This is a genomic window from Gordonia sp. NPDC003585, from assembly GCF_040610755.1.
Lineage (GTDB): Bacteria > Actinomycetota > Actinomycetes > Mycobacteriales > Mycobacteriaceae > Gordonia.
The window spans coordinates 1-14377 of the sequence record NZ_JBEXMX010000012.1 but is presented as its reverse complement, the minus strand read 5'-3'; the positions used below and the strand labels follow the sequence as shown (position 1 = coordinate 14377).

General features: G+C 66.8%; 10 protein-coding genes and 1 pseudogene. 5 read left to right on the top strand and 6 right to left on the bottom strand.

The features are described from left to right. Nucleotides 1–6: 6 nt before the first annotated feature. The 4 genes from ABZW74_RS04825 to ABZW74_RS04810 form a co-directional block, all read right to left on the bottom strand. Complete coding sequence (locus ABZW74_RS04825; RefSeq protein ID WP_355274445.1) at nt 7–1251, bottom strand: Nramp family divalent metal transporter; 1245 nt, start codon at nt 1249–1251, stop codon at nt 7–9. Nucleotides 1252–1320: 69 nt separating this feature from the next. Continuing rightward, complete coding sequence (locus ABZW74_RS04820; RefSeq protein WP_355274442.1) at nt 1321–4173, bottom strand: molybdopterin cofactor-binding domain-containing protein; 2853 nt, start codon at nt 4171–4173, stop codon at nt 1321–1323. Beyond that, a complete protein-coding gene (locus tag ABZW74_RS04815) occupies nt 4170–4985 on the bottom strand; it encodes an FAD binding domain-containing protein (protein WP_355274439.1) in 816 nt (271 codons plus the stop codon). Before ABZW74_RS04815 ends, ABZW74_RS04820 begins: the two co-directional genes overlap by 4 nt. Next, nucleotides 4985–6343: an 8-oxoguanine deaminase gene (locus ABZW74_RS04810; RefSeq protein ID WP_355274436.1), complete on the bottom strand. Its 1359-nt coding sequence runs from the start codon at nt 6341–6343 to the stop codon at nt 4985–4987. Before ABZW74_RS04810 ends, ABZW74_RS04815 begins: the two co-directional genes overlap by 1 nt. A gap of 109 nt (nt 6344–6452) precedes the next feature. On the opposite strand from ABZW74_RS04810, the gene ABZW74_RS04805 reads away from it, so the two are divergent. From ABZW74_RS04805 to ABZW74_RS04790, 4 genes are all read left to right on the top strand, one after another. Then, complete coding sequence (locus ABZW74_RS04805) at nt 6453–7001, top strand: hypothetical protein (protein ID WP_240858803.1); 549 nt, start codon at nt 6453–6455, stop codon at nt 6999–7001. 278 nt (nt 7002–7279) lie between these two features. After that, complete coding sequence (locus tag ABZW74_RS04800; protein ID WP_355274433.1) at nt 7280–8650, top strand: PepSY-associated TM helix domain-containing protein; 1371 nt, start codon at nt 7280–7282, stop codon at nt 8648–8650. Between the two features lies 1 nt (nt 8651). Beyond that, a complete protein-coding gene (locus tag ABZW74_RS04795) occupies nt 8652–9182 on the top strand; it encodes a copper chaperone PCu(A)C (protein ID WP_240858808.1) in 531 nt (176 codons plus the stop codon). Between the two features lie 10 nt (nt 9183–9192). Continuing rightward, the gene (locus tag ABZW74_RS04790) at nt 9193–10395 is read left to right on the top strand and encodes a Dyp-type peroxidase (protein ID WP_240858815.1); all 1203 of its coding nucleotides are present in this window, start codon (nt 9193–9195) and stop codon (nt 10393–10395) included. Nucleotides 10396–10940: 545 nt separating this feature from the next. Here ABZW74_RS04790 and ABZW74_RS04785 read toward each other — a convergent pair. Both ABZW74_RS04785 and ABZW74_RS04780 read right to left on the bottom strand, forming a co-directional pair. After that, on the bottom strand, nt 10941–12386 hold the full coding sequence (locus ABZW74_RS04785) for an MFS transporter (RefSeq protein ID WP_355274429.1): 1446 nt from the start codon (nt 12384–12386) through the stop codon (nt 10941–10943). A 124-nt stretch (nt 12387–12510) separates the two neighbouring features. Then, nucleotides 12511–13938 (bottom strand): short-chain fatty acyl-CoA regulator family protein, encoded by a 1428-nt coding sequence (locus ABZW74_RS04780; protein WP_355274426.1) that lies wholly within the window; start codon nt 13936–13938, stop codon nt 12511–12513. Between the two features lie 119 nt (nt 13939–14057). Between ABZW74_RS04780 and ABZW74_RS04775 the strand changes: the two are divergent. Beyond that, a pseudogene (locus ABZW74_RS04775) lies at nt 14058–14377 on the top strand (hypothetical protein); the annotation flags it as partial.

Here is a 14377-nt window from a genome sequence, read left to right as displayed (position 1 = left end):
CCTTATTCACTCGGTGATCATCAACACGATGAGAGCGATGTTGAGCATGACGATCATCGCCGCCGCGGCCCCTGCGACGATCTGCAGGGGTCGCGAGTCGGTGAAGGAGCCCATGAGCTTGCGGTCGGCGGTGAGCCGACCCAGCGGGATGATGGCGAAGGGGATGCCGAAGCTCAGCACCACCTGGCTGATCACCAGGGCCCAGGTGGGTTCGACACCGACCCAGAGCACCACCACTGCCGGGACGAGGACGAGTGTTCGGCGCAACAGGAGCGGCACTCGAACGTGCAGCAGGCCCTCCATGATCGACGCGCCGGCATACGACCCGACCGACGTCGCGGCGAGACCCGACGCCAGTAGGCCGATGGCAAAGAAGGTGGCGACGGTCGGACCCATGGCGTCCTGCACCGCGGTGTAGGCACCTTCGATGGTGTCGGTGCCCTCTTTGCCGCGGAGGTTCTGTGCGGCGAGCAGGAGCAACGCGATGTTGACCGCTCCGGCGATCAGGAGTGCGATCACCACGTCCCAGCGGGTGACACGTACGAGCCGGCGCTTGTCCTCGTCGGTGTGGTTGGCGCCGTGTCGGTCGATCACCAGGGATGAGTGCAGGTAGATGGCGTGCGGCATGACCGTCGCACCGAGCATGCTGGCCGCGAGGAGAACCGTCTCCGGGCCTTGGAGGTGGGGGATGAGTCCGCCGAGCACGTCGGTCGCCGGAGGAGGATTGATGACCAGGCCGGTGAGAAAACCGACCACTATGACTGCGAGCAGCGTGAGGATGACCCGCTCGAACACCTTCTGCTGGCGCGGGTTCTGCAGGAGCAGGATGATCATCGAGACGACGCCGACGATCAGCCCGCCGACCACCAGCGGCAGGTCGAACAGCAACTGCAGGGCGATCGCACCACCCACGATCTCAGCGAGATCGGTTGCCGCAGCCACAATTTCGGCTTGTACCCAGTAGGCGCGCCGAGAGCGCCGCGACAAACGTTTGCCCAGCAGTCCGGGCAGGCTCTGGCCGGTGACGATGCCCAGCTTGGCCGACTGGTACTGGATCAGCATCGCGATCAGGTTGGCCATCACCAGGACCCAGACGAGCAGGAATCCGTAGCGGGCGCCTGCGGTGATGTTGGCTGCGACGTTCCCGGGGTCGACGTAGGCGATCGCCGCGACAAACGCAGGACCCATCAGGGCGGCATTGCGCACCTTTGCGCCACTGGGTGTGTACTGCGCTGCGCGTAGCGATGCCATGGCGACCAATCTTGCACGAAATCTGATTGAGTTCAAGCTGGACGAAACAAAAGTTTCGGTCGCCCGAAACTACCCGGGTGGCCGAGTGTCCGTGCTGGTAGGGGCGGCATCTTGGGTGAGCCGCCAAATACGGTCCCTGGACATCGGTGTTTCGTAGGGTCGGACTCCAATCGCACGACGGATGGCGTTGGCCAACGCGGGTGCGACGGGGTTGTAGGGGGATTCGCTCATCGACTTGGCGCCATACGGCCCGAGGTCGTCGCTGGTCTCGGCGAAGAAGACCTCGGTCGGCGGAATGTCGGCCATCTGCGGCACCCGATAGGTCCGGAACACCGAGGTGATCGGAACGCCCTTGCCGTCGAGGATGATCTCCTCGTAGAGCGACGACCCGATGGCCTGAGCGACGCCGCCCTCGACCTGGCCGAGGCACTGCTGAGGATTCATCACCGTGCCGGCGTCGGCGGCGTGCACCGAGTGCAGGATGCGGACCGTGCCGGTGTCGACGTTGACCGCCACCCGGAACGCCTGCACGTTGAAGGCGATGGAACGCAGGTCGCCGCGCTCCTCGCCGACGGCGGTCAACCGGGTGCCGCCGGGGTCTCGGTGCTGGTCGTCGGACGCTGCGATGAGCTCGGCGAAGTCGAGCATTCGTTCACCGATGAGCACCCCGTCGGCGGTGACGGTCACCTCGTCGGGTGTGCATCCGGTGATGGCGGTCGCGGTTTCGATGAGCGTCGTACGCAATGCCAGACATGCCGCGTGCAAGGCCTTGCCCGCGACGGTGGTACCTGCGGATGCGAAAGCGCCGGTGTCATAGGTGGCGGCGTCGGTGTCACCGTGGTGTAGGTGCACGCGGTCGGGCGTCGTCTGGAGTGTGGTCGTGGCGATCTGGAGGTGCACGGTGGTGGTACCGTTGCCGAATTCGCTTGTGCCGATGCCGATGTCGTAGTTGCCCTGGGCGTCGACGCTGACCCGTACCGACGACAGGTGTCCGCGGGGTGCCATCGTGGCGATGGCCGCAAGTGCCATACCGTCGCCGACGCGCCAGGCGCTGCCCTCGGGTGCCGGCACGCCGTTGCCGCGCTCGAGGGCGCGCTGAGCGAGGTCGAGGCACTGATCGAGGCCGTAGCTGCCGTACAGCAGATCGGGTTCGGGTTCGGGGTGGGTGATGAGCAGTGGATCCCCATCGCGCACGGCATTGATGCGCCGCATCTCGAACGGGTCGATGCCGAGGTCGAGCGCCAACTCGTCCATCGCGCTCTCGATCGCGAAGATCACCTGGCCCAGACCGTAGCCGCGGAAGGCGCCCGACGGCGGATTGTTGGTGTAGACGACCTCCGCGTCGACCCACTTCACCGGGCAGTTGTAGACCGACACCGATTCGGCGCATGCGTGGAACATCACGCCGATCGCGTGATTGCCGTACGCACCGGTGTCCGAGAGCACGTCGATGCGCAACGCGGTCAGTCGTCCGTCGGCGTCGGCGCCCAGATCCACCGACACGCGGAACGGGTGACGATAGGTGGTGCGGGTCATCTCGTCGGTGCGCGTCATCTCGTACCCGCACGGCCGGCCGGTGCGCAGGACGGCAAGTGCCACGAGATCTTCGGTGAGCAGTTCCTGCTTGCCGCCGAAGCCGCCGCCCACGCGTGCGCTGAACACTCGAATCTTGTCGGTCGGCAGATCGAGGAGCAATGCGAGCTCGTCGCGCACGAGGAACGGCACCTGCGTGCTGGTACGGATCACCAGTCGGCCGTCGTCGTCGAACCATCCGATGCTGCCGTGGGTTTCCAGTTGCGCGTGCGACACGCGCCCCGTGCTCCACGTTCCCGAGACGGTGGCTGCGGACTCCTCGAGCGCGGTGTCGACGTCGCCGCCGAAACCCTGGTGGAAGTCGGCGATGACGTTGCGGTCGGCGTGGTTCACACGATCGAGCGGCGTGCGATCCGGATGGATCAGGGGTGCGCCCGGGCGGCGTGCTTCCTCCGGGTCGAAGACCGCGGGCAGCACCTCGTAGGTGACCTCGATCAGGCGACAGGCCTCCTCGGCGATCGCAGCAGTGGTCGCGACGACGGCCGCCACGCGCTGGCCGACGAACCGGACGACGGGGTCGAGCACGAGGCTGTCGTCGGGATCGTCCTCGCGATGCTCGTGCCGAGCCGTGGAAAACCTTCGGGTGGAGACGTTCTCATGCGTCAGGATCAGTTCGACGCCGGGCAGCGTGGCAGCTTCGGTGGTGTCGATCGCGGTGATGCGTGCGTGCGGATGAGGGGAGGGTAGGACGCGGATGAACAACATGCCGTCGACCGCGACATCGAAGGTGTACGGCTCGGTGCCGGTGACCACCCGCCGGGCGGCGATGGGGTTGGCGGATGTGCCGACTGTGGCGGAGCAAGCCTCGGAGGGTTGGGGAGGTGTTGTCGCCAGGCCTTCGAGGCTCGTCGCTAGCGCTCCTCGCACCTCAGGCAGCGGATTGGTTGGTTGCTCCTTTTCGGCAACGGCGGAGGTGATGGAATCGCGGATCGCGCGATATCCGGTGCAGCGGCACAGGTTTCCCTTCATGCGCCGCGGCAGGTCGTCGAGGTCGTCGGGCTCGAGGGTCGACGCGGTGACGATCATGCCTGCCGTGCAGAACCCGCACTGAAAACCGAAGTTGTCGACGAAGGACTGCTGCACGGGATGAAGGTCGTCGGGTGTGCCGAGTCCTGCGACCGTGGTGACGGAACGATCCTCGGCACGCTGAGCCGGAAAGATGCAGGAGTGCACCGGATTTCCGTCAACAAGAACCGTGCAGGCACCGCAATCGCCTGCGTCGCAACCCTTCTTGACCTCGAAGTGAGCATGGTCGCGCAGCAGGGTGCGCAGACATTGTCCGGGATCGGGACTCGCGTCGACCGCCTCGCCGTTGATCTCGAATCTCATGACACCGCACCCACCAACTCGGCGCGAATCTCCTCGGCGAACACCATCGACGTCGCGCGTCGCCAGTCGGCAGCACCGAGCGGGTCCGTGTAGTAGCCCGCGGCGGAACCGACATCGTCACGCAGACGATCGGTGTCCGGCATCGACGGATAGCGCAGAACCGTAGGCCATTCGGTGGCCGCCGTGATCCCGACAACCACCGTGCCGTCTTCGTCGAGGCGACCGGTCATCACGACACCGGACCGACCCAGCTCTGCGAGAGCGATCTTCCGAAAGGCAGTCGTGCCGCGCAATGCGTGTGCGGGGAAATCGATGGCCCGCAGGACTTCTCCGCTCTCCAGCGTGTTGGTTCCATTGCCGGTGACCAGCTCGCTGACGGGAATGTCGCGGTCGGTGCCGTCGGGCCGCCAGATGTGCGCGCTCCCGTCGAGCGCAACAGTCAGCGAGACCATCGATGCGGCGGCGAACGAGCGGCAGATGTTTCCGCCCACAGTGGCCATGTTCCAGATCTTGAACGACGCGAGGAGTGCGTTGGCGCACTGGGCGAAGAGTGGATGTGCCCGCCATCCGGACTGCGGCCGAAGTGCTGCCAATTCGGCGATGGGGCAGTTGGCGGCGATCCGGAGGCCGCCGTCGGGCCTGTATTCGATTGCAGGCCAACCGATGCGGCTGATGTCGACCAGGCCGTCGACGTCGATCTGGGGTTCGGAAAACATCCATGTGCCACCGGCCACGATGCGCTCTCCGGGCGCCAGGGCGAGATCGGCTCGATCGTGCGCGAACCGATATCCGGTGACGGTGTGCAGATCCATCAGCCGGCCCGGTCGATCAGGAGACGATGCTGCGTTGCGACCTCGGCGGTGACACTGTCGAGGTCGACGGTCTGCATCTCACCATTGTCGATCAGCTTTCGGCCGTGCACCCACGACGCCTTGATGGGCGGGATCGCGCCGAGGACCAAGGCCGCGACCGGGTCGTCGATGTCGCGGTGCGCGACGGTGGTCAGGTCCCAGAGGACGAGGTCGGCGAACTTGCCCGGCTCGATCGATCCGATCTCGTCGGCGCGCCCGAGCACTCGGGCACCACCGAGGGTGGCGAGTTCGATGGCGGTACGTGTGGACAACGCGGTGGGTCCGCCCTTCGCCCTGGCCATCAGCACGGCCTGATGGGCTTCCTCGAGCAGTCGGCACGATTCATTCGACGCCGCACCGTCCACGCCGAGCCCGACCGGCACTCCGGCATCGACCAGTTCCCGGGTGCGGCAGATCCGGTTGCCCAGACGGGCATTCGACGTCGGACAGTGGGCGACACCGGTCGAGGTCGCGGCCAGGCGACCAATTTCGTCGTCGTCGAACTCGATGCCGTGCGCGAACCACACGTCGTCGCCCACCCACCCGACCGACTCCATGTATTGCAGTGGAGTGCAACCGAAATGCTCATCGCAGTAGGTGTTCTCGTCCAGCGACTCGGCCAGGTGGGTATGCATCCGCACGCCGAGTTCGCGTGCGAGGAGCGCGGATTCGCGCAGCAGGTCGGTGGTGACGGAGAACGGGGAGCAGGGCGCGAGGGCGATGCGCACCATCGCGCCGGGGTCTGGGTTGTGCCACCGGTTGACCGCATCACTGCTCGCGGTGAGGATCTCGTCGAGCGATTGCACCACCGAGTCGGGTGGCAGTCCGCCGTCCTTCTCAGAGAGGTCCATCGACCCGCGGGTCGGATGGAATCGCAGCCCGATCTCACCGGCTGCAGCGATCTCGGCGCCCAGCAGATCGCCACCTTCACGCGGGAACACATAGTGATGATCGGTGGTGGTGGTGCACCCGGACAGGGCGAGCTGGCTCAGACCGCCCAACGCGGCGGCATGAACGGCCGGCTCGTCGATTCCGGCCCAGATGGGGTAAAGCGTGGTCAGCCACTGGAAGAGGGTGTGATCGGCGGCCAGTCCGCGGGTGATCCATTGGTAGAGGTGATGGTGGGTGTTCACCAGACCGGGTGTCAGCACGCATCCGGAGCCGTCGATCCGGGTCACGTCGTCGCCCACCTCGATCGGTCCCTGGCCGACGGCCGCGATCCGGTCGCCGTCGATGAGGACCGATGCCGATTCCAATTCCCGTCGCGCGGTGTCGACGGTCACGACATGACAGTTCTCGATCAGGGTCTGGGCGGCCACCGCGACAGGCTACGGCGGCGAGATTACAGCCGGATTTCGGTGGACGTGTGCGCAGCTCATCCGGTATGCGGAGGGTCGTCGGCGGTGCCGGATTGATAGGGTTAGGCGCATGGTCGGGTCTCCTAGTTTCACCGCGCGCTTGCGTGGGGGCTATGTGGGCGCCGTATCCGGTACGGCCTCGCTCGCCGCGCACTGCATGGGCGGCGGTTCCCTCCCGTCCAGCGAGACCCTGATGGTGCTTGTCGGCGGTTGCGTCGCGGTCGGGGTGTGGAGTGCGGGCCGCGCAGGCCGAAACCTCACCGATCTGATCGTCCAGTTGTGCCTCGGGCAGTTCGCCGGGCACATCCTGCTCGCCGCTTCGGCCGAACACATGCACGGCTCGACGATGGGCGTGACACCCTCGCCGCTGATGGCCGGCGCTCACCTCGCCATGGCGGTGGCCGTGGCCCTGGGCCTCGTGGTCGCCGAGTCGTTGGTCGAGCTGATCGCCCGCACCGCACTGCGGTGGACGATCTGTCTCGGATCGCCGCCGCCCACCGCGGAAGCGCCGTGGCGACCCACACTGTGGCAACTCCCGGTTCGATCGCTGCGTTCGCGGCTCGCCGGTGGCGGAGGGGTCAGCCGAGCGCCACCCGTCGCCGCGTCGCCCGCCTGCTGACCTCAGCGGGTTCTGGTTGCCCTTTTCCCCTCGGATTCTTCGACATTCGAGGGGTCTGACCGTGCTGCGCGCGAGTTCGCCGCGGTGAACGCGCCACGCGCCGCCTTCTACCTTCAGCCCCGATCGGCCTTGATCATTCCCTCTGGGTCGATCATTCGTGAAAGTACGTACCCATGACGGACCTTCTGTCCTCACCTTCCGTTCCTCCACCCGTCCCGTCGCAAGACGACTCTCCGCCGGAAACGTCGACAACGTCCGCCGGCAACTGGCGACCGCTGATGATGCGCCTGCACTTCTATGCCGGTGTGCTGATCGGGCCGTTCATCCTCGTGGCCGCGCTCACCGGCGCCCTCTACGCAGCTGCCCCGACCATCGAACGAGTCGTCTACGGCGACGTGCTGAGCGTCGACGCCACCGGCTCATCCGTGCCGCTGACCGCGCAGGTCGCGGCCGCACAGCAGGCGAATCCTGGCCTGTCCGTGACCGGGGTGCGGCCCCCGGCGTCGGCCACCGATTCCACTCGGATCTACTTCGCCGACCCGGCACTCGGTGAGGAGAAGCTGCGCGCTGTGTTCGTCGACCCCTACTCCGGGAAGGTGCTGGGCAGCGAGCCGACCTGGTTCGGATATCTGCCATTGAGCAGCTGGCTCGACGGCTTCCACAGCAACCTGCAGCTCGGTGAGACGGGCGCGCTCTACAGCGAGCTCGCGGCGTCGTGGTTGTGGGTGGTCGCCCTCGGTGGTCTCTACCTGTGGTGGCGTCGGTTCCGGCAGGCTCGAGCACGCGGACGGCGCGGCCGGTTCTTCGGGGTCGACCGCTCGGTGACCGGTCGGGCCCGTACGGTGAATTGGCATGGTGCGGCGGGTGTGTGGATTCTCGTCGTGCTCGTCTTCCTCTCGGCCACCGGTATCACATGGTCGACGCATGCGGGTGAACATGTCACCGAGTTGCGTACCGCGATGTCTTGGGAGCGCCCCGATCTGGCCACCTCGCTTCCCGCGGCATCTGACGCCGCCGGAGGTCATGCCGGGCATTCGATGGCCACACCGACCGTCGACTTCTCGACGATCGACTTCGATCGGGTCGTCGCTGTGGCCGCAGCGGCCGGAGTGCGCACGCCCCTCGAAGTGACGCTGCCCAGCGAGCCGGGGCAGGCGATCAGTGTCGCCGAGATCGAGAAGCCCTATCGCCTGTCCAGCGATGCGGTGGCCATCGACCCCACGACGATGCAGACCGCGGGCCGCGTGGACTACGACAGCGACTACTCGCTGATGGCGAAGCTCGCCGACTGGGGGATCCGCGCGCACATGGGATTCCTGTTCGGCTTCCTCAACCAGCTCTTGTTGCTGGTCGTCGCGCTCACTCTCGTCACGGTGATCATCCGGGGGTACCGGATGTGGTGGCAGCGCCGACCCACGCGCGGTGGCGCCTGGGGCGTCGGACGAGCTCCTCGTCGCGGCGGCATCCGTCAGATCCCGTGGCCTGCCGCGGTTGTGCTGGTGGCGGCGGCCGTTGCAGTGGGATGGTTCCTGCCGCTGCTCGGCTGGACGCTGCTGGCGTTTCTCGTGGTCGACGCGGCGCTGGCTCTGATCGCTTGGGGGCGCCACCGGACGGCCGCGGAAGTATCGGCTGCACGAAAGGGCAAGTGAGGTGACCACATTCAGAACGAGCGGTCGCGCGATCGTGTTGGTGGTCGCTGTGGCCTTGACGTTGTTTGTCGCCGCGTGCGGCGACAGCGGTGACGACAAGGCAGATCTCACCGTGGCCAACCAGTGGGTGAAGGCGGTCCCGCAGGGACAGATGACGGCGGCCTTCGGCGTCCTGACCAACACCACCGACAGCGACATCCATGTGACGGCTGCATCATCGCCTGCCGCCGGCCGCATGGAATTGCACGAGGTTGTCCCCGGTGTCGGCGGTGCGATGCAGATGAGGCAGAAGGACGGCGGGTTCGTCATCTCGGCACACGGCTCCTTGGAGTTGACGCCCGGCGGTTACCACCTGATGATGTTCGACCTGCCTGCACCTTTGACCCCGGGCGAGGACGTCGCGATCACATTGACGCTCTTCGACGGAAGTACGACCTCGTTCTCGGCCCAGGTGCGGGACTTCGCGGGTGCGAACGAGGACTACGGCCCCGGACACGGCATGCCCACCAGCACCACGGCACCTGGCGCCTGAGCGGTGTGACATGTCGAGAACGGAACTGAGCCGGCGGCGCCTCCTCGGGGGAGGCGCCGCCGCGCTCGGCGCCATCGGGGCGGGTGCTGCAGTATCGACGCTGGCGTCGTCCGGTGCGGTCACCGGTCCAGCGGGCCAGGAATTCGGACGGCACACGGTGCCGTTCTTCGGTGACCATCAGGCCGGGATCGAGACGCCGCCGCAGGCGCACGCCGTGTTCATCGCTCTGGATCTGAGGCCGGGATCGACGACGCGAGAGGCGATTTCGATCCTGAAGTTGTGGACCGCGGACGCCGCCCGATTGACCGCGGGTGCGGCTGCCCTCGCCGACACCGAGCCCGAACTCGCCACTTCGCCGTCGCGCCTGACGGTCACGGTCGGGTTCGGTCCGACGCTGTTCGAGCGGCTACGACTCCAGTCCCCGGCGTCGGTGCGGCCACTGCCGTCCTTCGGGATCGACGCCCTCGAGCCGGAATGGGGTGGGGGCGACCTGCTCCTGCAGCTTTGTTGCGATGATCCGACGACGCTGGCCCACGCGCAGCGCGTGTTGTTGAAGAACACCCGAAAGCTCGCCACCATCCGGTGGATTCAGCGTGGCTTCCGGCCGGCCCGGGGCGCGCACCCCGACGGCCAGACGATGCGCAACCTGATGGGATCGGTCGACGGGACCGTCAACCCCCGATCGGGTAGCGGCGACTTCGCCGACGTCGTCTGGGCAGGGCCGGACCAGGGGTGGCTCGCCGGCGGCACCACGATGGTGATCCGCCGCATCCGCGTCGAACTCGATACCTGGGACGAACTCGATCGGCACGGACGAGACCTCGCCATCGGCCGCCATCAGGACACCGGTGCTCCGCTCACCGGAAGTCACGAAGACGACGAGCCCGACTTCGCGGCGACCAAACGGGGCATCCCGGTGATCCCGGCGAACTCCCACATCGCGCGTGCCCACGCGAAGGGGCCGCGGGAACGTTTTCTGCGGCGGGCCTACAACTTCGACGACGTGCCGTCTGGCGGTGCCACGACGAACGCGGGCCTGATCTTCACGACGTTTCAGCGAGACATCGACACCCAGTTCATCCCGGTACAGCAACGGCTGGCCGAGGCTGACCTGCTAAACGAATGGACGACGCCGATCGGGTCGGCGGTCTTCGCGATCCCGCCCGGTGTCGCCGCGGGCCGGTATCTCGGACACCAGCTGTTCGAGAGCTAGACGCGTTCTTCGACCACCTGCCGGCTCGCTGACCTGGGCAAATACGTCAGCGTCGTGCTCGCAGAATCTAGGGGAAGAGTTTTCCTCCCCTAGGTTCAGAGTCCTCCCCCAGAAGTTTCTAGGGGAGGACTCTAAGGGTAGGGGACGAAGTTTCTTCCCCTATTTTCTGCGGGCGCCACGAGCGTGTGGCGCGTTCCGCGGAACGCGCCGATCGACAGTCGCGGGCTCGACGACGCAGGTGCTCGCGTTTCTCCCCTTTGCGCGCAGTGCATCGCGCGCAGATGGGAGACATGCGAGCAGATGTCGCCAGCACCCTCTGAGCGGAAGCGTCCGCCGCCGAGATGGTGGTCCAAGACCGCCGCCGACGCGCATTGTCGGCGTGTCGCGATCTCAGGAACCGCGTGTCTGGTGAGAAACCCGGTGCGCACCAGAGGTTTCCGACCGCACTGGCGGTTTCTGGCCACGAATGCGGTGTCTGCGACGAGGCGCGCTCTTCCCGCCTTCACGATCGTCGACGGGGCGGCGGGTGGGTCGCTGCTCCGATCTCAGACGCGTTCTTCGACGACGCGCCGACTCGCCGGGATGGTGAGTGCGACGACGCTCGCAACGACGCAGGCGCCCAGCGAGATTCCCGCGGACCACAGATAGCCCACTTCGCTGGGCACCGCGATCGTCTGGCCGTCGGGGGCGGTGGCCGCGATCATCGACCACGTCAGGATCATCCCGACGACGGCCGCCGACATCGACGTCCCGACCACTCGCATGAGGGCGTTGACGCCGTTGGCCTCGCCGGTCTGTTCGACGCGTACCGCCCGCATGATCAGCGACGGCATCGCCGAGTACGCGATTCCCAGCCCGGCGCCGATCAGGCAGCTGATGGTGACCATCAACCCCCAGTTCAGGGCCCACGGCCCGGCGATCGCGACGATGAACACGATGTAGCCGGTACCGATCACCAGCCCGCCGAGCGACAGCGAGATCCGCGGCCCGAAGGCATCCGTGAGCCGACCGCTGATATGGGAGAAGACGAACATCAGCAGACCGCTCGGGGCGAGGATCAGACTCGCCGTGAGCATGTCGAAGCCGAGTCCGTTGGGGCTCGAGGTCGGCGCCATCAGGAGCTGGATCGGGATCAGCTGCATCGAATAGAACGCGAATCCGGTCGCCACGGATGCGACATTGGTCAGCAGGACGGGACGCTCGACGACCACCGCGAGGTCGATCAGAGCGTTGGCGTGATGACGCTCGAAGTACGACCACAGGGCGCCGACCACGATGAAAGCGGCAAACAGTCCGAGGGTCAGTGGACTCGTCCACCCCCACGCCGATCCCTTGGACAAGGGCAGGAGAAGGCAGACGAGCATCGCGGCGAGTCCGGCCGCGCCGATCAGGTCGAAGCGGCCGCCGCTGCGGGTCGGGCTCTCCGGGACGGTGATCGCGATGCCGATGGCGCCCAGGATTCCGGCGGCGGCGCACGCCCAGAACAGGGCATGCCAGCTGAGATGCTGGGCGATGGACGCGGCGAACGGCAGGCCCAGTGCGCCGCCGACACCGAGCGACGCACTCATGGTGCCGACCGACGAACCGAGGTGTCGGGGCGGCACGATGTCGCGCATCACGCTGATACCCAGCGCGATGGTGCCGAAACCGAGGCCCTGCAGACCCCGACCGATCAGGAACGGGACCAGCGCCGTCGACAGCGCACACACCATCGAACCGATGGCCACGCAGCTCATGCTGCCGATCAGGGCGAGTCGCTTGCCGTACATGTCGCCGAGACGACCACCGATCGGTGTGATCACGGCACCGACGAGCAGGGTGATGGTGAGCGCCCAGGATGTGTTGCCGGGATCGGCGTGCAGCAGCGTCGGCAGCTGGGGGATGAGCGGCACAATGATCGTCTGCATCAGCGCCACTACGATGCCCGCCGCACAGAGCACGGTGACCGCAGCGCGGGGGTGCCGTTCGATCGGTTCCGGTGCGCCTGCCACTCCGGGCACATCCGTCCCGCACGTCGCGCTCACTGTTCTGCACACCTCCGCTCTGGATGCTATCCCGGCCGATCGATCGTTCGGATCGAGGGCCCGCACTCGGGGAGCGGGAGTATTCGAGTGGTCAGGTCGTCGCCTGGCGGTAGGGAATCGAATCGCTGACAGTGGCGTCGACGAGGATGGGCTGACCGAGTTGCGGGAAGGCGCGCTGCGCACACGCGGGTCGGCTGCACACCTTGCAGCCCGCACCGATCGGCACGACGGTCGTTTCGTCGGCGAGGTCGATGCCGCTGGCGTAGATGAGCCGTTCGGCATGCGAGACGTCGCAGCCGAGACCGATGGCGAAGCTCTTGCGCGGCGACAGGAAGCCCTGCTGTTCGTCGGTGGTGCGGGCCAGCCAGAAGTAGGAGCGCCCGTCGGGCATCTGCGACACCTGCGTAGCGATGCGGCCCGGCGTCGAGAAGGCGTCGTGCACCACCCACAAGGGGCAGCTGCCACCGACGCGGGAGAAGTGAAAGGCCGTGGCGGACTGACGTTTTGAAATGTTCCCCGCGCGATCGGTACGCACGAAGATGAATGGCACACCGCGTTTTTGGGCGCGCTGGAGCGTGGACAGCCGATGGCAGACCGTCTCGAAGCCGACGCCGAACCCGAGACTGAGGAGTTCGACGTCGTAGCGCGCCTTCTCGGCCGCGTCGAGGAACCGCTCGTAGGGGAGGAGTAGCGCGCCGGCGAAGTAGTTGGCCAGGCCGATCCGCGCGACGGGTACCGACGCCGGGTGCATGTTGTCGGCCTCGGCGACGAGGGCGTCGATGACCGGACCCTGGGTGAGCAGTGCGAGTTGGGTGGCGAGCTGGAAGGCGCGCTGTCCCGACGAGAGTCGCCCGGCGAGGTGCAGCACGCGGCTGTCCTCGTCGAAGCGACGTTTGGGCCCTCGGGCCGCGCCGGCCGGATCGGGATCGTGGCCGATGGTGACCGAGATGCCGAACTCGTCGCGCAGGAGTTCGGCGAGTTGGAGGTCGAGACCGCCGACCGAGAGCCGATGGTCGACGAAGAGCTGCTCGGCCGCTCGGTCCAGGGAGTCGATGTAGTTCTTGCGGTCGTAGAAAAAGTCGCGGACCTCCTCGAACGGCATCGGAGTGGCCGACGGCGTGCCTTCCGCCGAGACCCGTGCACGATGCCCTTCCAGTTCGGTGTCGGCGGTGACCAACCGGCGATGCATGTTCACCAGCGTCTGCCCGATCGCCGGCATGCGCGCGACCAGCTCGGAGATCTCGGCACGGCTGACGTCGCCGGCGTCGGGTTGTGCGGCCAGTACATCGGCGAGGTCTGCGACCAGGCGTGCGTCGCCGTCCGGCGCGAAGTAGTCGGCGTCGAGGTCGAACTCGCGCGTGAGCGTCAGCAGCACCGGAACGGTGATCGGCCGCTGGTCGTTCTCGAGCTGATTTACGTAACTGGTAGACAGGTCGATCCGCCGCGCCAGACCCGCCTGGGAGAGGCCTCGTTCATCGCGCAGCCGACGAAGCCGCGCACCCACAAACATCTTGGCCATGGGAACAGCATAATCGACACAGCTTCCACAACATTCGCAAAATGGCTCAACGATATTCGCTGAAATACGCATTTGCCAGGCCTTTTGCGACGTCCGGGCGTGTGCGTACGGTGCAACACATGATCACTCATCACGTCCGCACCCACCGCAGTTCCGAAGATTTCCCGCAGTCGGAGCACCTCGCCCAGAAGATCGCGGAAGTCGCGACCGACCCCGTTGCGGTGCCCGACGACACCGCGGCGATGGTGATCAACCGCATCATCGACAACGCTGCCGTGAGTGCCGCCTCGGTGATCCGACGTCCGGTCACCACTGCTCGCCGCCAGGCGCAGGCACACCCGTCGACCCCCGGCGCCGGGAGCGGAGCGAGCGGGCCGAATAGGCACGGCGCCGGGAGCGGAGCGAGCGGGCCGAATAGACACGGCGCCACCGTCTTCGG

Bases quoted from the DNA above. Each gene is read 5' to 3' on its own strand.
- ABZW74_RS04820 (WP_355274442.1), bottom strand. From the start codon at position 4,173: ATGAGATTCGAGATCAACGGCGAGGCGGTCGACGCGAGTCCCGATCCC.
- ABZW74_RS04815 (WP_355274439.1), bottom strand. From the start codon at position 4,985: ATGGATCTGCACACCGTCACCGGATATCGGTTCGCGCACGATCGAGCC.
- ABZW74_RS04800 (WP_355274433.1), top strand. From the start codon at position 7,280: ATGATGCGCCTGCACTTCTATGCCGGTGTGCTGATCGGGCCGTTCATC.
- ABZW74_RS04790 (WP_240858815.1), top strand. From the start codon at position 9,193: ATGTCGAGAACGGAACTGAGCCGGCGGCGCCTCCTCGGGGGAGGCGCC.
- ABZW74_RS04825 (WP_355274445.1), bottom strand. From the start codon at position 1,251: ATGGCATCGCTACGCGCAGCGCAGTACACACCCAGTGGCGCAAAGGTG.
- ABZW74_RS04780 (WP_355274426.1), bottom strand. From the start codon at position 13,938: ATGGCCAAGATGTTTGTGGGTGCGCGGCTTCGTCGGCTGCGCGATGAA.
- ABZW74_RS04805 (WP_240858803.1), top strand. From the start codon at position 6,453: ATGGTCGGGTCTCCTAGTTTCACCGCGCGCTTGCGTGGGGGCTATGTG.